Below are 20,385 nucleotides of genomic sequence, written 5' to 3' on the forward strand. Positions count from 1 at the left end.
CATCCAGGTCGTTGAGGGATCCTCAGGACAGGGTCATGTCGCGCACCAGCCGCCCAACCTCCGCAATGCAGGCATCCTTGCGCTGATTGCTCGCCGGGCTGTCGGCGAGGTACGCGGCGACCAGCAGCGGTGCGCGCTCGGGCGGCCAGACGATGCCGATGTCGTTGGCATCGGTGCGGCTGGTGCCGGTCTTGTCGCCGATTGCCCAGTCGGCCGGCAGGCCGGCCTTGAGCCGGTTTCTGCCGGTGGTGTTGCGCAGTAACCAGCGATTGAGCAGGGTGCGGGACGGCGCCGAGAGCGCATCGCCCAGCAGGACCTGATGCATGCTGCCGACCATCGCTCGCGGCGACGTGGTGTCTAAGTGATCATCGCTGACCCTCGTGTTCAGATCGGGTTCGATACGGTCCAGGCGCGTGACCTGGTCGCCGAGCCCTCGCGCATAGTTGGTCAGCGCGACGGGTCCCCCGTAGCTGGACAGCATCAGGTTGGCCGCGGTGTTGTCGCTTGTGGTGATGGTGGCCTCGCACAACTCGGCCAAGGTCATGCCGTTGCCATCGGCGTGTTGTTCCGTCACCGGAGACCACGTGATCAGGTCCTGCCACGTATATGGAATGCGCCGCTGCAGCGACTCCACCCCCGCGTCGACCCGGTGTAGGACCAGTGCGCATGCCAACAGCTTGAACGAGCTCAGCAGCATGAAGCGCTCGTCCGAACGGTAGCCGTACTCCTGACCCGTGGCTGTATCGAGAACATGTACACCGAGACGTCCCCCGGCGGCGGATTCAAGGTCGCGGAGGCGATCGTCAAATGCCGCGTCGCGCGGGTTGGTGGCCGCAGGCGCGGCCGAAAGGAGCCTGGTCGGGATGACATTGCCGCCAAGCAGCGCAGTGGCCGCAACCGACGCGATAAAATGTCTCCTGTTCAATAGGGTTATCTCGGGTGTGCGCGTCGCCGGGCCGATGCCGCTCAACGCCCGCTGAACACCAGGGCCTTGATCGGGAGCAGCAATGCGTGGATGCGCAGGATCACCGCGTGCACGATGCCGACCACGGCGAACAGCACGAAAAAGGCCGTGACGATGCAGAGTACGTCGGTCTCGCCCGGCGCGGTGACGAACGGGGGCACGTGGTGGATCGCGGCCGGGTGTAGCGGCTCCGGCATCTGCAAATCTCCGAGTCGATCGTGTTGAGGTCCGCGGTCCGTCGGCGAGCCGAAGCAGCCCCAAGAGTAACCGCTGGTGGCGTGGCGTCAATCGTGATGGTGTCGGTCGGATCGAGGGTGTCGGTGGGCTTTCAGTACGGGTCGCGCTGTGCCGCGGTGACGAAATCCTCGCGCGGCGGCAGCTCCGCCGGGACGATTGCGATGGGCAGCATGACGGCAGTGCGGCCCTGGGCATTGCGCAATTCCTGAAACACGAGCGGGCGAGCGGATGGGTCCCGTGCATCGCGCTGGATGTTCATCGGATCCAGATAGAGGGTGATCTCATCCCTTCGCAGCTGGTCATCCGCCTCCCCAAGGAGCTCGGCGACCATCCCCAGATGTGCCCGCAGGACGCCGGCGTCCGAGCCGATGGCGCCCAACTGCGCCGTGATGGCGTCCAACTCGGTCGTCAGTGCGGCGGGGTCGGGTTGCTCGCCCTCCTGCACATCGAAGCCCCAGCCGCCGCGTTTGAGCGCCGTCAGCTTGCGGTGCAGCAGATCGCGCTGGCGGGTGAGATCGGCGCGCTCCACGCACGCCTCGGCGATGCGGCTCAGCGCCAGGCTCAGCAGGTGGTCGAAGGCGCGCCGCATGAGTTGGCGCCGCATGTCCTCTTCGCTGGTCTTGGGATCGAGCAGTCGGTGTCCGGTGAAACTGATCGAGACCTGCCGTACATCCTGCCGAACCTAGATCCGGCAGTTGAACGGCTTTAGGCGTCGTAGCGGCCATCACCCGGCGGGTGAGGCGTCAGATGACCAAGATGCTCAACAACGTCAAACCCTTGCATGCGGCACGAAGCGGTCAACTGCCGGGTCTAGGTTGAACGAATTGTGCCGATCGATCGGAAACGCCAGCGTGCCGCCAAGGCGCCGATTCTGCTGTCGATCGTCTTTCAGTTCACCGTCGATGGTCGTGCGGCCGCCCGTGAACCAAGTCGCGCCCAGCGATGCCCAGATGCCCGAGCGAAAGCCGTAGATCGATCTTCTGCCCCTGTGCGACCTGCACTCCGGACAGAAGCACACCGGCGGTCAGCGCGACCAGCAGACATGGCAAGGATTGGACCCGTCGCATACACAAAAACCTGGTTCGAAGCACATCCGACTCCGGAGGAGCCATGACGGATCGCCGAAAAGCAAGACACCACGGTCCCGCTCCTACCGAGCGCCGATTCTATAAGGACGGCGTCACGGCGGTTCAGGAAAGCACCTCGCAGTCCTCGGCGAGCAACGCTTCCAAATTGCGGTCTCGGAGGGTCCCGGTTGGGTGATTGGCACCTCTCCACCACAAGGGCGCCCGGCTCGGGAGGCCGGGCAGGCGTGTCTCGAGAATCGCCTAATAGGCCGGGCCGTCTCCCTCGTAGCGAAGTCCCTTCGCGCCGGCCTGCTCACGGATGGCATCGTAGAGTCGATGATCCAGCGAGTCCTTCGCGCCGCCTCGCGCCGCGACCTGCTCTTTGAGATAGGTGTCGCGCTGCACCGCCAGCGAGTCGATTTCCTCGGACAATGCCTTGCGCCGCTCCGCCGTCTCCGCGATCAGTGCTTGTTGAGCGGCGGGCGCCAGCGTCTGCAGCGGTTCCGGGAGCGCCGCCGGGGCGATGGTCGACAGATCCACCCGTCCGCTGGCGACATCCTCGACCAGATCCTTGTCGCCGAGCAGGTTGGATTTCCCGGTATCCGTTGCGTTGAATGCGGCGCGACGCGCTCGGGACGCGACGGAAGAGCCCATGTGGAGCTTGTCCGTTGCGGCCTCTTTGCGTGCCTGCGCCTCCTTCTCCTCGGCCGTGCCGTAGTAGAGCCGCGTCGCGTCGAGGGTCGCCGAGAGCTCGGCGAGCTTGCGGTCGAAGGGCGTTGCGATGGCGACGGCGCCGCCCGCTTGGTCGACGCGGAAATAGGTGCCGCCGCCAAGCTGGGCGATGCGCTGCCATTGCGCGGTGGTGCCGGTATCCTCGCCGCATTGAATGGCGTTAACGGCAATGCCCTTGTGTTGCGCGACAGCGATGGATTGAGCGTATTGAACGTCGTCCTGATAATCGAGGTGCGGCGGTGCATCGCCGACCAGGAACACCACCTTGTAGGCATCGGGATCCTCACTCCAGGAGATCCGATGGATCGCCTCGTCGAGCGCTTGGTTGACGCTCTCCGGGCCGTCCCCGCCGCCGGCTGCCTCGAAATCCATCAAGCTCGCCTGGATCGAGTCGATATCCCGCGACAGATCGACGACCTGCGTCACGTAGGCGTCGCCGCGATCTCGGTAGGCCACCAGGCCGATACGGATCTCGGGCGCGGGCTGCGCGGATGCCATGGTCGAGGCGATGGACCAGATCTTGTCCTTGGCGGTCTGGATGAGGCCGCCCATGCTGCCGGTGGTGTCGAGCAGGAACACCACCTCCACGAGGGGGCGTTCGTTGGTCAGGAGATCCAGGGGCGGAAGGGGAACTTGTGTCGGATCGTCCGGCGGGATGTCGACGGCGATCGCCCCACGCTCGGTCGGATAGAGCGCGACCGTGCCTGCGGTGGCCGCGAAGAGTGCGAGTGCGATGAGCTTGGTCTTCATGGTGAGGTCTCCGGTTGGATCAGATGGGCGAGGTGTGCTTGCGCAACGCCGCCTCGGCGATGCGGTGGGCGTGCTCGAAGGCGTCTTCTTGGTCAGGCCGGCGCCCGGGATGTCGCGCTGCCGGGCTGGGCGGGATCGCGACAAATCCGGCCTGCACGAGAAAGAAGCACCAGATGCCGAGCAGCAGACTCCCCGTCTGCACCAATGCCCAGATGCCCGCGGCGAGGGCGAGGAGGGCGAGTGCGAGATCTGCGAGTGCCGAGACGAGGCTCGAATGGAAGAAGAGCGTGCGGATCAGCCAGAGCATTCCGACATGCAGCAGCAGATAGAGCACGAGCGGCGGCGCAGCGACCCAGAGCCCGACCGCCGCGAGGCACCACGCCAGAAAGGCCGTGATGCGCCCGACGCGCACCGGCGTGCGGATGAGCAGATAGATCACGTAGCCGAGCGCGAGAGCGGCGATGACCGGGCGCAAGATGCCGCTGCCGCCGGTCAATGCGGAGAGCGTCGTGTACGCGGCCGCGCCCGCGAGGCTTGCCCCAAGGGCGACGCCGACGCCTTCCAGAAAGGTCGGGCGGTTCATGAGCCTGTCCTCCGGCTCTTCTCGCGTAGGAAGGCCACCTCAACATCGGCGTCACGCACGGTGACCGATGTGGTCGTCCAGCCATCGTCGGCATCCTCGCCAGGTTCCTCCGTGACCCGCTCGGCCCTGCGCCGGGCCTCCGCGAGCCGCTGTCGATTCTCGACGATGCGGTTCCGCAGCTCGGTCAGGGTGCGCGAGAGGCCTTCGAGTCGATCCGTCGCCAGTCGTTGAGACTGCTCGGCCTCGAGCCGACGGCGAATGAGCGAGCGGGCCAGGTCTTCACGGTTCGATCCGAAACAGAGGTCGAGCTGCTCGTCGATCTCGCGCAGGGTGCGCTCGAGGTCCGTCAGACGGCGCGTCTGCCCCTGCTGCTCGGACTCCAGACGTCGCGTGCGCTGTTCGTCGCGGGTAAGCGCCTCCTCCATGTCGCTGACGGCTTGACGCAGCAGGGCGGCGGGTTCCTCGATGCGGTCGAGGATCGCGTTGACATCGGCTCGCAACAGCCGGGACATTCGGGTGACGAGTGTCATGATGGCCTCCTTTCGGGACTGAGTTGATCGACAACTGCAGTCTAGGAAGGCGACCGGCCCGGCCATAGGCGCGGTTCGGTAAAGATCGTGGCGTCGGATTTACATGGATTTTACGTGCCGCCGGCGGGCCGCCTTGCTACCCTGCGGCCTGACATGGACACCAAGTTCAGCCTTCTGATCGTCGAGGACGAGCCGGCCATCCGCACCGGGCTCGAGGATCTGTTCGTCTATCACGGCTATGCGGTCGACTCGGCCGCCGACGGACCTACGGGATTACGCAAGGCGCTGACCGGGCGGTTCGATCTGATCCTGCTCGACGTCATGCTGCCGGGCGTGAACGGGTTCGACATCTGCGAACGTATCCGCGCCGCCGACCGCGAGCAGCCGATCATCATGCTCACGGCCAAGACCGCCGACGAGGACATCGTCCAGGGCCTTCGCCTGGGTGCCGACGACTATGTCGGCAAGCCCTTCTCGGTCACCCAGTTGGTCGCAAGGGTGGAGGCCGTGCTGCGTCGTGCGCGTCTCGGGATCGACCGGGAGCGTCTCGCGCTCGGGGAGGAGGTCGAGATCGACGTGCGCAACCTCGCCGGTCGCCGCGGCACCGCTACGATCGCCTTCACGCGACGCGAGATGGAGGTCCTGCAGTATCTCGGCGCCAATCCGGACCGAGCGGTCTCGCGCGAGGAGCTGCTGAACAAGGTCTGGGGCTATGCGCGCGGCCTGGACATCGAGACGCGGACCGTCGACATCCACATCGCCAAGCTGAGGCGCAAGCTCGAATCCGACCCGGCACAGCCGCGCTATCTGGTCACGGTGCGCGGCGCCGGCTACCGCCTGCTGAGCAGCTGAGATGCGCGGGACCGGCCTCGCCGGCTGGAACCCGAGGCGGCTGCGTCTGGTGCTCGGCCTCTTCTTCGTCGCGCTCGCGATCCCGGCCGGCCTGCTCATTCACCAAGCCTTCGGGCACCTGAAATGGGCGGCCTTCCGGCAACATCAGTTGCTCGCCGAGGAGTTGGCCGCACGCATCGACACGCGTCTTCGGGACATCGTGCAAGCCGAAGAGGCGCGCGCCGTCGTGGACTACGGGTTTCTCATCGCGACGGGGGACGGGGCGGGCACCGTTCCGCAGCGCTCGTCGCTGGCTCGGTACCCGGTCTCCACGGCGCTTCCCGGGCTCGTCGGTTATTTCCAGGTGGATGCCGCCGGCGCCTTGACCACGCCCCTCGTTCCGCCGCGCGACGGCGATGCACGCGCGCTCGGGATCGCGCCGGGCGAGCTCGCCGCGCGGGAAGCGCTGGACGAGCGCATCCGCGGGATCCTCACGGACAACCGACTGGTCCAGGGGGCCCGGATCGAGGCCGACGCACTGCCCGAGGTTCCGATGCCCGCGGGTCGTCGCGACAAGGACCGCCTCGGACTCGCCGACAGTGACCGGCAGCGCGCGGCGCCCGCGGAGGAGCAGGTGCGGCCGCAGGCGGCATTCGACCGACTCGCCGAGATCGACACCTCCCCGATGCGGGAGCAGAAGACCCAAGCGCGCAGCAGGCTCGGCCGCATCGAGGATCTGAATCTCGATGAGCGCTTTCAGCAGGCGACACCGGCCGCGCCGGCCCTCGACAATGCATTCCGTACGTCTGAGTTGCAGGGCGACGGTGCACCCGAGCAGGGCCTCCAGCGAAAGGAAAGCCGCGTTCCGGCCCTGGCGGGTGCGATCGCGCCGGAGTCGGTCGGCGTGTCCGACCCGGAGGCGGAGGCTGCAGGACCTGCGATCAGTCTCTTCGAGACCGAGGTCGAGCCGTTTCGGATGAGCCTGCTCGACAGCGGGCATTTCGTGCTCTTTCGTCAGGTCCGGCAGGACGGCCAGCGTCTGATCCAAGGCGTGCTCGTGGAGCAGACGCCGTTCCTGCGCGGCGGCATCGAGGACGTCTTCCGGCAAACGCTCCTGTCGCAGACGACGGATCTCGTCGTCGCGTGGGACGGCGACGTCCTGGCCGCCTACCCGAGCCAAGCCTCGCGCGGTTACCTCTCGCGCGCCGACGAGCTGCGCGGGGCCTTGTTGTTGCGCACCCGCTTGTCCGCGCCGCTCCAGGGGATGGAGCTGCTGTTCAGTGTCGGTCGGCTGCCGACCGCTCCGGGCGCGCATCTCGTGTATTGGATCGCCGCGGTCCTCGTCGCGATCCTCTGCGGCGGTATCTTTCTCATCTACCGGCTCGGACTGCGCCAGATCGCGCTTGCCCGCCAGCAGCAGGACTTCGTCTCGGCCGTGAGCCACGAGCTGAAGACCCCCTTGACCTCGATCCGCATGTACGGCGAGCTCCTGCGCGAGGGCTGGGTGCCGGAAGAGAGGCGCACGTCCTACTACGCCTACATCCACGACGAGAGCGAGCGCCTGTCGCGTCTCATCGAGAACGTCCTGCAGCTCGCGCGCATGACGCGCAACGACCTGCGTCTGCATCTGCGAGCGGTGTCGGCGGGCGAGCTGATGGAGCTGATCCGATCCAAGGTGACATCGCGGATCGAACGCGCCGGCTTTACGCTGAACATCGATTGCGGCGCGCAGGCCGCCGCGGCCGTCGTCTCGGTCGACGAGGATGCCTTCAGCCAGATCCTGATCAACCTCGTCGACAATGCCGTGAAGTTCTCGGCCGGTGCGGAGCGCAAACAGGTCGACATCGGCTGCCGGCTCGCCGATCCGGGCACGCTGGTCTTTTGGGTCCGTGACTACGGCCCCGGGGTGCCGCCGGCGCAGATGCGCAAGATCTTTCGCCTCTTCTATCGGGTCGAGGGCGGACTTACGCGCGAAACAGCCGGGACCGGCATCGGGCTCGCGCTGGTGCGCCAGCTCGCCGAGGCGATGGGCGGCACCGTTCATGTCGCGAATCGAGAGCCGGGGGCGGAGCTGTGCCTCTGCGTTCCGGTCTCCACCGGCGCGGCGAAGCTCTCGGATGCGTAGGGCACGACACCGAGACGGCGCAGGCGGTGCGTCTGAACCGCGGCGTTGCGCTCCTTCGCGGTCAGATAATCCCGTGGATTTTGCGTGATGGCCGGAACCGGGGCGGCGGTCGTCGCGATTCGGGTACCGCTCTGAGTCCGGGCGAGATCCCAATAGCCGAAGCTGGGTCTGACACGGCCGAGCGTGAGCAATCGCACGGTCCAGAACACCGGCGTCCAGAGGAGATTGGCCAGCGGAACCAGGGCGTTCATGAGGTTGCGTGTGCTCGCGGCAGCGGTGTGGAAGATGACGTATCCCGCCATGAGACGCTCGAAGGCGGCGAAACGCGACTCCTGTAGATCGCGGGCCAGCTCGGACCAGCCGCCGCGGAGGACGCGGGGCATGTCCCCCAACGGGTGATCGCAGGCGCCGAGGCGCACGAATCGGTCGACCTTCGCGGCGGATACCGCGTTGTGGCCGACGCCGACGACGAGCGCTCCGCCCCCCATGTTGCGCACACCGCGCGCTTGGCTCGAGGTCATGCAGACGGCGGCCTCGGCGCGCTCCCGGCCCGGCCAGCGGCCGTCCGGCAGCCCCAGAAACAGCACGAGTCCGCGCGTGATGCGATGGCCGTAGAGATGCAGGAGCTCGCCGGAGCGGGAGTCCGCCGCGTGGATGCCGACGAATCCCGCGAATTCGTAGGCGAGCGAGAACAATTTGCTCACATACTGGGCGAGGAGATTCTTCACGTACGGCTCCTCGCCGATCACGAGTGTTCGCCCGACGAAGACCCGATCCCACAGAGGGCGTCGCTGAAGCACGCGCAAGATCAGGGTAAAGAGCACCGCTGCGAAGAGGAAATAGGCGGTTTGCAGTCCCGCCAGGATCATCTCGCCGATCGGGCTGCCGAGGTCGAGGACCGACCAACCGAGGGTGCTTCGCAACAGTGCGTCCCCGCCGAGCACGGGGTTCCAGCCGAGCCACAGCATCACGAAGAGGTGAACCGCCGTTGCGATGAACACGAGGGCGGGCTCCGTGAGGAGACTGGCGAGATACCGCCCTTCCCCTTTCAAGCCGGCCCGCTCCTCGGTCTCCACATCCCAGCCCTCGGTCGTTCGGCCGAAGATAGCTTCGGCGCGGCGGACCGTGAGCTGGTCCAAGGCCTCCAACTTCTCCAGATCGTCGTTGCGCACCGCAAAGCCGAAGGGTCGGACGGTCTCGTTGGAGCGCGTTAGCACGTCACGCGCCAATCGAAGCAGCAGCTGGGTCAGGGTGGCATGGGTCGCCGCCGCGCTCACGGTGGCCGGCTCCGCGGATCGCCATCCCGCGCTTGTGATGAGCACGCGCTCCACCCACGGCGCATCGGCCTTCACGACTTGGCCCACGGCGGCCCCCATCAGGGTATCGGCCTCTCCGGTCATGACGAACACCGGGCCGGCCTTCCCCGCCGCGTGGAGTGCCTGAATAAACCGAACGGCGTCGAGGGTGTTGAAGGTTTGCCCGGAGTGGCTGATCGCGAGCGTGATCGTGGTCGGGCCGACGTCATGGCGCTGCGGATCATCGCAGTAGCGCACCGAATCCACCGCCCCGGCATTCAGGTAAGGGAAGATGCGACGCAGGTCCTCGATGAAGCGCTCGCCCACGTAGAGGTTGTTCTCCACGCCCAGGACCAGGAGATCCAGCTCGGAATGCACGCTCGGCACGGCCTGGCCCTGCTGCTGCTCGGCCCAGTGCGATGCGCTGTCCAGAAACCGGGTCGAAAAGGCGCGCGCGGTGCGACGGTTGAGCGAAGCCGGGTCGCTCCAGTCGCGTCGAATCCGCTCCAAGACCGACGGGATGTCCGTCATCTCGTCCAGCACACGGTCCCGACCGGGCGGCGTCGGTCTGGTCTCGAGATAGGGATTGTCCGACACGGCGATCCAAACATGCGGCTCCTCGGCCCGTGCGGATTCGTCCAACGAGCGGGCGGTGATCCGCTCGATGGTCGGTGCCTCGTGCCTGTGCCGATTCATCCGGGTAATGGTGTTGTCCGCCGTGTCTTCGCGCACTTGCAGCAGAACGAGATCGCCGTCGCTGAGGTCGTAACGGTAGGGTAGAGGCGCCCCGTCCGGGTTCGGCCCGCAGGCCACCGTCAGGGCGGCGGCCTCCGAGGCATAGATGAGCATACCTGTCTCCGGATCGGCGCCGATGAAGAGGGGTTGCCGCTCCGCGGCCAGGGCGACTGCGCCGGGTTGAAGGCTCGTCGTCGTCACAAGGCCGAAGGTCCCTTCGGCCCGCTCCATGAAGAGCATCGTGGCCGTGTAGAGATCGTTGTGAAAGAACGCATGCACGGCCCGGCCGACGATGCGCTGCCGGAACTTCTTGGCATCGTCCGGCCAATCGCGGGTCACCGACAGGGATGCCTGCCGAAGCGCGTCGACCAGTCGCCGGGTGGCCTCGGCATTGCGCGCGAACACCTCCGCCAGAGAGGCGCAGCCGACCACGAGGGGGCGGGCGCCGTCGTCCCGGTGGGCGACATCCAGACCGACGGCCCAACGGGTAAAGACCTCATCGAAGATCGCGGTCAGCGCCGCCAGATCCTGTCGTGGAAGCGCTCGGCCCGTCAGCAAGGCGTAGCCGAGCCGCAGGGAGGCATCCCAGCGTCCTTGGGTGAGCAGAAGATCGAGCATCCCGGCGATCTTCGGAGAGTCGCCTCGCGCCGCGTTCGATTTCCCCAAGACCTCGGTCAGCCACTGTCCCAGAGCCGGATTGGATACACGGCCCCAAGGGGCGATCCAGGCATCGAAGTCGCCGTTGTGCGTGATGAGGTTCTCGATGACACGACGGCGGCAGACCAAGTCCTGTCCATCCACGGACCAGACCGGCGCCGTGCGGGGACGCGCCCAGCGGTGCCAGTGCGTCTCGATCTCAGCGGGGCAGCTCGAGGTGCCGTAGCGATAGTGGCCGACGAGGTGGAAGATCTCGCGCAGGGGCTTACGACCGATCAGTCGCTGCCCGGCGGCACGTCGGCGGAAGGCGCGCAGCAGATCGCGGGTCAGATCGCCTCGCTTGCCGTTGACGATCTTCCGGCCCACGAAGCGCCCTTTTGCGCCCAGCACCGCAATGCCGCCGGCTTGCTGTCCGCGAACATCCGTGGCCTGTCCCAGCCGCTCGGTCAGGCGCCTGAAGCGAGGCGGCAGGAAGCCGCGCTCGCCCGGATCCCGTTTCGACAGGATGCCGAAATTGCCGCAGAAGACAGCGCGGCCCGCCCCGGAGATCAGTGTGGCGTAGTCTGTCCAAGAGGTCAGGAGAATCCAAGCGTTTGCACTGACGAGCAGGAGCAGGACCCACTGCGATGGCCCCGACGAGGGCCCAAGTGCGGCGAGCGTGGCCGTCGCCGCGCAGAGGGCAACCAGGCTCGCCGCAGGTCCGGCGAGGGCGATCCGGCGCCGTCGTGTCGGCGACAGTCCGTCCAGAGTGAATCGAGGCGCCCGCGTCGGGTGACTCAGACCGGGGATGAATAGCGGACCAAAGGGGAGAAGACCGCACGGCGGCAGAGCGCGCACATAGTCGACGAATCGACCGACACCGACGGGGCCCGCAGCGAGCGCATGCCCCAGACCATGCAGCGCGACAGAGCCCATCAAAGCCGTCCGCATCAACACGGGCAACAACAGGATCAGCCACGGAGCCAACCAGGCAGTGGTATCTCCGGCAACGATCAGCGCGGCAACGATCAGGGCTGTGGCGATTTCGGGCAAGAGCCGTCCGAGATCGTGCCTGCCAGTCGAGCGTTGTTCGCCGGGCATCGATCCGCTCGGCGCGTGCGCGGTGGGTTGTCCCAAACCGAGGAGACCATTGGCGCGGCCGGCGATCGAGATCACCGATGACCGACCGACTGAATGGCCGAGCTTGGCGGATGTCGCATCGGCGCCTGATCTGCAGGCCTTGGCCCGCACCCTGCCCTTGGGCCGGTTGGAAGACGGGCCGTTCGGCCGAGGGTGTGACTGTGGCGCTACTTTGGATGGCATTCTGCTGCTCCTCCCCGGTTCGAGACCTGGGCTCTTCCGGGTCATGGCGAATCGCCCCGCGTTGGCGGCACCTGGTGAGGAGACTGTATGCCTTTGGAATCAATAGGAGAGGGTGATCATAGACATCCGGGGTGTGGACTATTCACGGGGACATCGGGCGCGCGAGGCGGGCTCGACGAACGATCGGAGCCTGCAGGGCCTCGGACCCTTTTGCGAAGGTCAAAGAGCGCTTGCGCACCGAAGTGGCGCGAACCAAGGTCTATCGACTCAAGTGGATCGTCCCCTTGATGCTCGGCCAGGTTGCCTTGATCGCGGCCTTCGTGAAACTGCTTTGGACCGCGCGCGGCATGCCCGATGCGAAGCTCCGGACCGAGAAACGGGGGCTTGCCTGCAGCGCTGCCGCGGAGCCGGTGCTTCGTCCCGGTTTGCCTCTTCAATGTGCCCGCGAGTCTTTCGTTAGAGTCCGAAATGTCGGACTATATCGGCGTTACGATCACCTTTGTCTCAGAATCGAGGCTGGTTCCGGCCGAGTTGTAGGCCCTCAGGCGAACGTAGTAGGTCTTCCCCGCCCTGAGCCCGGTCACCGAGTATTCCGTGCCATTGCCGACATTCAAATCCTTATAGCCATTCACATACCTTCGGAAGCTGCTTTTGGTGGCAACGTCGAGTCGATACCCGGTGGCCCCGCTGACAGGGTTCCAGTCGACGGTGAAACTCCTCCGGTCGATGCTGATTACCGAGTTCAAGGCCGGGACTTGAGGAATGGCCTCCTTCGTTGTCACGCTGCGTGTGCTCGAGCTCAAGCCAGCTCCTCCGGCGTTGGACGCACGCACGCGATAATAGTAGGTCGTGCCTGGACTCAGGCCGGTCACCGCCAATTTGCGCACATTGCCGACCTTGCGATCCTGGTATCCGGTGACGTACCCGTTGAAGGCGCTGTTGGTCGAGACATCCAAACGATAGCCGGTGGCACCGGTCACTCTTCGCCAGCTCGCAGTGAAGCCGTTAGCGGTAATGCCTGAAGGGCTGGTCAACGTCGGTGCCGCGGGCGGAGCGACCGTGGTCGTTGCGTTGGCGACGTTCGAGCTCGGACTGGCTCCGCTGCCGTTGTAGGCGCGCACGCGGTAGTAGTAGTTCGTGCCGCTGGCGAGTCCCGAGATCGTCCGCGCCGTGGCGGTTGCGACATCCAGATTCTGATGGCCGCTTAGGAAGCTGGAGAATGTGCTGCTGGTCGAGACATCCAGACGATAGCCGGTGGCATCAGCGACGCCGGTCCAGTTCGCCTGAAAGCCGTTGATCGTGATTTGACTTGCGGCCAGGGCGCTCGGCGCGACCGGGCTGGGGCTTGGCGCGCCCTCCAGTGCGGCCACCGCGTCCGCAACCTCGATGCGCGGCTTCGACAGATTGTTCCGCGAATCGAGAACCGGTTGTCCCGTGCTCTTCAGTGCGGCGAGCACCTCTTCGACGCCGGCCGTCGACTTCGCCGACTTCAATACCGCCCAAGCCCCTGTGACATGAGGCGCAGCCATCGAAGTCCCGTTCCAGGTCGCATAGCTGCTGCCGGGGACCGACGAATTGATCGAGCTTCCGGGTGCCAAGAGATCCAAGAAGGCGGCGCTGTTGGAGAAGGACGAGACGGCATCGGACTTGGTGGTACTGCCGACGGTGACCGCGGTCGAGATACAGCCCGGGGCACTAATGGCATTGATGTAGCTGTTATTGCCGCTGGCGATGACGGTAGCGATCCCGGCTGCGTGCAGCTTATCGATCACGGGCTTGGTCGGGTCACTGTCGCAGGCGTTGGTGTATCCGCCGCCGCCTAGACTGAGATTTGCAGCGGCAATCGCGTAGCTCGCTCGTAGCGCGTGAACGCGCTCTAATCCTTTGATGATATCGGATGTATAGGCCATCACACAGGGGGCTCCGCCGCAGGAGCTGCTCGGAAACCGGCTGAATACCTGAATCGCGAGGATGCGAGCGTCGCGCGCGACGCCGGAAAAATTGCTGCCCTTGCCGGCCGCGATTCCCGCGACATGTGTCCCGTGTTGGCATCCGTTGACAGATGTATCGCAATTGAGTGCCGAGCCGACCGCGGTCGAGGCGGTAACCCCGCCGGGGCATAGAGAATAGACGCCGGATGACGTGTAATTCGAGGAATAGCATGCCTCGGAGACGACCTTGCCGCTCAGGAAGGGGTGGCTCTTGTCCACGCCGGTGTCGAGGACCGCGATCACCTGCCCTTCTCCGCTGTATCCTTCGAAGGTGCCCCCGAGGGCGCCGACGAGCGACACGCTGGTGGAGAGCGCAGGTGGATAGGCGATGTCTTCCACGACATCCAGCACCTCGGGATCGTCCGCCAGATCCATCAAATCGATCGCGTCCGCCTGCATGGCCAAGGCCGGCACCTCGCTGAAGCGCTTGATTGGTGCCCCTAAACGGTCTCGTCCGCCGCCGAGTCCGATCCGTTGAAGCATGCCCTTCTGAGCGGCCGACAGCGCTGCGCGGCGCTGTGCCCTGCCGGACCCTGTCTGCTGCTCATCCGAGATCCTCAGCTGCACGATGACCGGGACCGAGCCTTCCGTCATCGCACGCTCCAGAAGGGCTGACTGTCGCTCGCCCCGCGTTACGCCGGCATTCGCTCGCATCGTTTGCGAAGCCGCTGCCGCGACCGCCGCGGCGAAGTCCGCATCGATGTCGTCGGCAGGTACCCCCGCCTGTGCGGAGACGGCGATCATAAGGGCAATCGCAGGCAGGAATCTGCGCTGAAAGTGCTGCCCGGGATACTTGCTCATAGTGGATATCCCAAGTGATGACGTCGAAGGGCGCCTGCTAAATCAGACGAAGGGACGAGCCTAACCCTGGCTCTCCCGTCTGATATTGGTCTAATCTTCTCGTTGAAACCGAGAAACACCTCGCATTCTTGCCATCGTTTGAGTGATGCGTCACGGATCGACGAGCTTCTTGCCCCGGTGCACTTTGGGTGGCACATTAGGGCGGCGTCCCCCAGCGTTGACCTTTGCGAAGCCCTGAACACCTTGCCGGACAACCGCACCGGGGCCCCTATGTCGCCGAGACTTACGAGCAGGACTCAGCGCGTCGGTGATCGCAGTAGGTATGCTTTAAGTGTCTGAAGTGGCGATTTAAAACGTGTCCAGGTACCGCCGTCTCGAAGCTTGCGATCGAAACGCCAGTGTCCACCCCGAACGCGGTTTACGGGAACAACATGAACGACACCAAACCCGATCGTCCCTTTCTCGATATCCGCTTTTTCGGTGCCGTCATGCCCATTGCGACGCTGGTGGAGACCAAAATCCAATTCCGCTCCCTCAGGCCAGCCCGCTTCGGCGAACGCACCGGCCAAGAGGTCGCCGATGCCCGGAATCAACGCGGCACGCAGCGCAAAGCGGCCCGGGACGTCCGCAAACTGATGGAGATCGAGGGCCGTCTCTCGACGGATGGCCGGAAGTACGCCGAAGGCGCCGACGGGGCCGGTGCCGACAAATGAACGAGGAACGTTCGCTTCAAGATCTCTCCGCCATGCTGGCTCAACGGCTCGACGCGACGGCAGCGCTTGTCGAATCAGTCCGTGGCGACGTCGATCTGCTCGCCGCGACGGTCGATGCCGCGGTGCGCACGGCCGAGTCCATCCGCAACGGCGGCACGCTTTTCATCTGCGGAAACGGCGGCAGTGCCGGCGAGGCCACCCACCTTAGCGGCGAGCTGATCGGTCCCTTTCTGAATAAGACACGTCGTCCCATCCCGGCTGTTGCATTGGGCTTCGATACCAGCGCCTTGACCGCAGTCGCGAACGATTTCTCCTTTGACGAGATCTTCTCGCGCCCGCTCACCGCGCTGGCCCGGCCTGGCGACGTGCTCTGGGCGCTTTCCACCAGCGGTCGCTCGCCCAACATCGTCCGGGTTCTCGAAGCCGCCGCCGATCGCCGGGTCCTCAGCGTTCTGTTGACCGGTGCCCGACATGCCGATCTCGTTGCGCCCAGGGATCTTCTTTTGTCGGTCCCGTCTCGCGAGACGCCCAGGATTCAGGAGCTCCACCTAGTTCTGGGGCATTTCTTATGCGAGGCTGTCGAGGCGTTGGCGGGCTCGTGAGGGGCTGAAGTTCAAGCCCGTCTTGTCGGCAATTTTGCTGCTTTTCCGAAAGAGTTCGAATCCAACGGGGTTGTGGCCACAGGCGGGCATTCGTCTCGCAATTTGGAGTCGGTTTGCGTGTATCGATTTATCGTGCTGTTTCTTGTGATCGTCAGCGTCCTATTCATCGCAGAGCTGACCCCTCCGGTTCAAAACGCCGTTGTGCTGCCCTTCACGGCAGCGGTGACCCACGTCAGTGCGGCGATCATGCAGTTGTTCGATGATCAGGTGAGGGCTCAGGGCAAGGTGATCTGGGATCAAACGTCGGGCTTCGCGGTGTCCATCGAGGCTGGATGCAACGGCGTGGAGGCCGGCATTATCCTTTTCGCTGCAATGTTTGCCTTCCCCGCATCATGGCAGCAAAAGCTGATCGGAATCCTGGTCGGGCTGGTGACGGTCCAGGCACTGAACCTGATTCGGATCATCAGTCTCTTCTACATCGGTCAATGGAATCAGACGCTCTTCGAGTGGGCCCATCTCTATGTCTGGCAGGCGTTGATCATGCTTGACGTGCTGTTGGTTTTTTTGTTCTGGCTGCGTTGGATTTCACTCCGAAGCGCATCGTCTAGGGCAGCACCCGGGGCGCCTGCATGAGTCCGGTCGGTCGGTTTGCGATCAAGGTCGGGCTTTGGCTGCCGATCTGCTATGCGATTTGGTACTTCTCCTCGATATTATCCGTCATTCCGTTGGCATCCGTCCTCGATATGCTGATGACCTGGTTTTTACCGAACCTGATCGGTGGGATTGAAGCTGCCGGGAATCAGCTGTTGGTCACTACTCAATTGAGTGTGCCGCATCCCGACGCGACCTCTACGGTGGTTGGGCTCATACGCTTTGAAACCCAACCTTTGGATTACGGGTACTGTGTGCCTCTGTATACGGCGTTGGTTCTTGCATCGCCGGGGGAGGATCGCAGGAAGGTTTTTCTCTGGCTGGTCGGTATGGCGATCCTCTTCGTCGTCCAGCTCTTCGGAGTGACTACGGGAATCATGAAGATCTTGGCCTTCCACATCGATGGGGCTGCCCGCGAACGGCTGGCGTTCTCGCCCGCCGGCTACGAGATCCTTGCGCTGGCATTCAAGTTCGGGTATCTCATATTTCCGCCGATCTCACCCGTTTTGATTTGGCTCGTTCAATTCCGCTCCTTCTTATCGGATTTAACGGGGAATGATTCTACAGGTCAGCCGTCGGAGCGGTTCCGCACCTGACGAGTATCCCGCGGTGATCTTCGGCTCGAAATCGAGCGCCATCGACTTCCTATTTCTTCAAGGAAGATCGATGCGAACCTCTTCTTCGCCATGAGAAAGAAAATGGATGAGCGGATTGACTCCGGTGGCGATAATCTCCGGATGTTCCGTTAGGTATTTCGATATTTGGAAAGACGGATGGGGGTCGCGTTGCTCCTTCGCGCCTGCTTCGAGAAAATGCATTAGCGGGTTGACTTCCGACTGCGCCACATCAGGGTTTTTTTCAAGGTACCAGCTCGACGAAAAACAGGGGTGCGGATCGCGTCCTTCGAAAGCGCCCTGCGCACAGTAGTGCAGTAGCGGATCGATTCCAGCAGCGTCTACGTCCCGATTATTTTCGAGATACCACCGCGTTTTGAAAAGCGGATTGGGCTCTAAACCGTGCCTCCAGCCGATCAGCGACCAGTGAGCCGCCGCATGATGTCCTGATGCCAGGATCTCTGGATACGAGCTGACATACCAGGCTTCGTCGAAGAGTCCGCACGCACGGAGTCGGCGAACCTCGGAACGTAGGCGAAACCGATCCGACGCGCGCATCGTCAGGAACCAGAGGGCCCATTTTGGCGCCGCGAGCACAGAGCGCATCATCCTTGGAAAGCGTTGCTCGGCCGCGAGCACGTAGCGTCCCAACTGCCAGGACGCGGTGCTCTGGAATGCATTGACTCGAAAAGCCATTGCGTCGCGCTGTCGCGTTAAGGTTTCGATCCGGCGTTGACTTGTTCCAAGACTGGTTTCCAGGTGTCGATTCCGTAAACGCTGCTCGACCGCTGTCATCCTGTCTTTCTGTCCGCCGATCTCAAGCTCCGTGATCTTGCGCCGGAGGTCTTCGATCAGGGAGCGATTGTGCATGACGACCGAATCAAGCTCGGATACTCGGCTTTCCGACGCGAGGATCTCGGAGCGGAGTGCCTCTGTTTCCAATTGATGGAGCAGCACGGTTGATTCCAATTCGAGGAGTCGGGACGTTCTTTGATCGGACCGCGGTTTACCTGTTTCGATGTTCGGTGTCGGACGTTCTTCGTCGATCTCGCCAAGACGAACGGTCGGTCCTATTGCCTGCGTCGCCTTATCGAGCTCGGCCCTGACGCCGTCGAGCACGGACAGAGCGCTCGGAGAGTCGGGACGATGACTGAGCTCGAGCATCGAGCGAAAAGTGGCCTTCACCCAATCGGGAACGTTCTGATCGTCGTAGAGCTCATGATCGCTCGCCCGGTTATGTCTTAAGCCATCCTGAAGGAAGGCATCGATGGCGGCGGCGCTTGACGCCTGCGGTATACGGGGCCAAGTCACCCCTAGATGCACTTTGATATCGGTCACGCATGTTCGCCAATCGGACATCAGTCGCTGGAAGGTTGTGATGGAGCGACGGGATCCGCGGGTGGCGACCTCAGCATCGAGCGTGTGTCTGAGCCACAGCAAATAGGCCTTGGCGGGATCGAAACCGTCGCGTCTGCGAAGCGAAGCGGCGACCTCGAGCGGGTTGCGCACCGGCAGGAGGTGAAGGACATCCATCTCCATCTCTCGGAAGACCTCGCGCCAGAAAGGCACGAGCCGACAGATCCGTGGATCTTTGACAATGATAAAGGCATCGTCCTGGAAGGCTTCGCGGACGACGTCGATCGCTCGCTCTTTGAACCCGTTGGAGATTGCAGAGTGCAGCCAGTCGCTCGGGAGTGCTCGCCAGTCGTCCCAGCGGGTCCCGGCGTGCTTCAAGATCAGATCATCCAACTCATAGATCCCCATCGACTCCCAAAAGCCGGTTTCATTGTTGTTCTTTACGGGAGGCATGAGGTCTCGAGGGAGTGCTCCGCCGAGCAGTCCGGAGACCCGGGTGAAGGCCGAGGTGCCGCTGCGGTGCATGCCGAGGACGAGGAGTGCCGTGCGACGGTCGCCCGGCAAACGCTGCGATGGGTCGGACCGATCGCGATGCGTGTTCAGCACTCTAGGGGATCTATCCACGGCGTCGACCGATCCGACCCGTCCCGATTCATGAAATGGTGCGCCGTTGGTCTCAGGCGCAATTGCCTTCGGCCGAGTGGCCATTGGATGTTGCCGATCCAAGAACAGCCCGATGTCGGACCCGCTCAACGTGCCCGAGGTTCCTTTAGAGGACTCGCTGCGCTGGTTCGATGAGACGACAAAACCTCCTAATTGCTCTCCGACCGGAAAGCCGAGATTGGCCACGAAGCGAACGTCCTCCGGGTCGAATAGGGAAGAGTCGTGAGTCCTGAAACGGCCGATCGACGCGGGCGGACGAATCACCGGGGTTAACGCTTCAATGCGTTCCAGGCTGGGGTCGACCTCAATAAAACGCAACATCGGCACGAGGCTTTGCAATGGCTCTGCGCAGAGTGCGTCGAAATTCAGCATGAGACCTCGTCCGGGGAAGCGCTCGAACACGCCGAGGAGACGCTCGTGGACGCGACACCAATACTTCAACGCGTGCCTCGGGTCGACGGGAACGGGGTCCATGCCCAGGAAGCTGGGTCCCCAGAGTCGCAGCTGGTTCTGGTTTCGGCTATACGCCATATCCAGGCCATTGCGAAAGACATGGACATACTTGAGCTCGGGCATCGCTTCCATGAGGCGATCCAACACGACGTGGGTGTTCGGCTCTTTCCAGCCCCATCGGAGTCCCGAAGCCGTAGTAGTCACCGGGCCGCGGAACGAGACCACTCGGTCTTTAAGCCAGCGTGAATCGTGCTGGGCTCGGTCCGCGCTGGCCAAACGTCGGAGCAGTGCATCGGCGGCCGGGCCGAAGTCCGAACAGCCCTGCATGCGTTTCGTGAAGAGGTCGACACAGGTTTGAAATTCCAGGTCCGAGCAGCCACGAATCTCGGCCCGCTTGAACAAGAGCGTGAACCAAAGATTGTCCAGCGATTCATTGAGGTCGGCTCCGGCGAAGAACCCGAGCCGTAACAACAGCTCCGCGGCTAAGCGCGTGTCGCTTCCGCCAACGCCTCCGATGGCTATCGGGGGCCCGATTGTGCTCTTCGACACCATAGATTCGCTGAAACGGTTCGGGACGATAGAGACTCGGGCTCCTTGTCAGCACAGTTCGCAAGGGCCGCGGACGATGTTATCGCGTTAACGCGGGCGGAATCAGCCCGCGGCAGGATCTCGATACGGCCGACTTGGACGCGGTGTGCGTTCGGTACCGGGATAAGCGAAACGATCCTTGGGC

General features: G+C 64.0%; 15 protein-coding genes. 6 read left to right on the top strand and 9 right to left on the bottom strand.

Annotation, left to right across the window (positions count from 1 at the left end; all coding sequences use genetic code 11):
• Positions 1–22: 22 nt before the first annotated feature.
• From bla to LT988_RS14390, 6 genes are all read right to left on the bottom strand, one after another.
• Positions 23–970: a class A beta-lactamase gene (gene bla / locus LT988_RS14365; protein WP_232406248.1), complete on the bottom strand. Its 948-nt coding sequence runs from the start codon at positions 968–970 to the stop codon at positions 23–25.
• Positions 967–1,161 (bottom strand): hypothetical protein, encoded by a 195-nt coding sequence (locus tag LT988_RS14370; protein WP_232406249.1) that lies wholly within the window; start codon positions 1,159–1,161, stop codon positions 967–969. The genes bla and LT988_RS14370 overlap by 4 nt, the downstream gene beginning before the upstream one ends.
• 131 nt (positions 1,162–1,292) lie before the next feature.
• Positions 1,293–1,805, bottom strand: a complete 513-nt coding sequence (locus LT988_RS14375) for a hypothetical protein (protein WP_232406250.1) — start codon at positions 1,803–1,805, stop codon at positions 1,293–1,295.
• 724 nt (positions 1,806–2,529) lie between these two features.
• Complete coding sequence (locus LT988_RS14380; protein WP_232406251.1) at positions 2,530–3,750, bottom strand: vWA domain-containing protein; 1,221 nt, start codon at positions 3,748–3,750, stop codon at positions 2,530–2,532.
• A gap of 19 nt (positions 3,751–3,769) precedes the next feature.
• A complete protein-coding gene (locus LT988_RS14385; RefSeq protein ID WP_232406252.1) occupies positions 3,770–4,333 on the bottom strand; it encodes a hypothetical protein in 564 nt (187 codons plus the stop codon).
• Positions 4,330–4,863 carry a PspA/IM30 family protein gene (locus LT988_RS14390; protein ID WP_232406253.1) on the bottom strand — a complete coding sequence of 178 codons (534 nt, stop codon included), beginning with the start codon at positions 4,861–4,863 and terminating at the stop codon, positions 4,330–4,332. The genes LT988_RS14385 and LT988_RS14390 overlap by 4 nt, the downstream gene beginning before the upstream one ends.
• A gap of 153 nt (positions 4,864–5,016) precedes the next feature.
• On the opposite strand from LT988_RS14390, the gene LT988_RS14395 reads away from it, so the two are divergent.
• The gene (locus LT988_RS14395) at positions 5,017–5,715 is read left to right on the top strand and encodes a response regulator transcription factor (protein WP_232406254.1); all 699 of its coding nucleotides are present in this window, start codon (positions 5,017–5,019) and stop codon (positions 5,713–5,715) included.
• 1 nt (position 5,716) lies between these two features.
• On the top strand, positions 5,717–7,819 hold the full coding sequence (locus tag LT988_RS14400; protein WP_232406255.1) for a sensor histidine kinase: 2,103 nt from the start codon (positions 5,717–5,719) through the stop codon (positions 7,817–7,819).
• On the opposite strand, the gene LT988_RS14405 is transcribed toward LT988_RS14400, so the two are convergent.
• Positions 7,735–11,586, bottom strand: coding sequence for a zinc metalloprotease (locus tag LT988_RS14405; protein WP_232406256.1), 3,852 nt, complete (start codon positions 11,584–11,586; stop codon positions 7,735–7,737). The genes LT988_RS14400 and LT988_RS14405 overlap by 85 nt on opposite strands.
• A 698-nt stretch (positions 11,587–12,284) precedes the next feature.
• Entirely contained in the window at positions 12,285–14,600 is a 2,316-nt protein-coding gene (locus tag LT988_RS14410) for a S8 family serine peptidase (RefSeq protein WP_232406257.1), read from the bottom strand.
• 431 nt (positions 14,601–15,031) lie between these two features.
• On the opposite strand from LT988_RS14410, the gene LT988_RS14415 reads away from it, so the two are divergent.
• The 4 genes from LT988_RS14415 (at position 15,032) to LT988_RS14430 (ending at position 17,162) form a co-directional block, all read left to right on the top strand.
• On the top strand, positions 15,032–15,313 hold the full coding sequence (locus tag LT988_RS14415; RefSeq protein WP_232406258.1) for a hypothetical protein: 282 nt from the start codon (positions 15,032–15,034) through the stop codon (positions 15,311–15,313).
• Positions 15,310–15,915 carry a D-sedoheptulose-7-phosphate isomerase gene (locus LT988_RS14420; RefSeq protein ID WP_232406259.1) on the top strand — a complete coding sequence of 202 codons (606 nt, stop codon included), beginning with the start codon at positions 15,310–15,312 and terminating at the stop codon, positions 15,913–15,915. The genes LT988_RS14415 and LT988_RS14420 overlap by 4 nt, the downstream gene beginning before the upstream one ends.
• 117 nt (positions 15,916–16,032) lie before the next feature.
• Complete coding sequence (gene xrtH / locus LT988_RS14425; protein WP_232406260.1) at positions 16,033–16,548, top strand: exosortase H; 516 nt, start codon at positions 16,033–16,035, stop codon at positions 16,546–16,548.
• Entirely contained in the window at positions 16,545–17,162 is a 618-nt protein-coding gene (locus LT988_RS14430) for an exosortase H-associated membrane protein (RefSeq protein WP_232406261.1), read from the top strand. Before xrtH ends, LT988_RS14430 begins: the two co-directional genes overlap by 4 nt.
• Before the next feature lie 57 nt (positions 17,163–17,219).
• On the opposite strand, the gene LT988_RS14435 is transcribed toward LT988_RS14430, so the two are convergent.
• The gene (locus LT988_RS14435) at positions 17,220–20,204 is read right to left on the bottom strand and encodes a sulfotransferase (protein WP_332460484.1); all 2,985 of its coding nucleotides are present in this window, start codon (positions 20,202–20,204) and stop codon (positions 17,220–17,222) included.
• Positions 20,205–20,385: the final 181 nt, after the last annotated feature.

It is taken from the genome of Thiocapsa bogorovii, assembly GCF_021228795.1.
In the GTDB taxonomy this organism is placed as follows: domain Bacteria; phylum Pseudomonadota; class Gammaproteobacteria; order Chromatiales; family Chromatiaceae; genus Thiocapsa; species Thiocapsa bogorovii.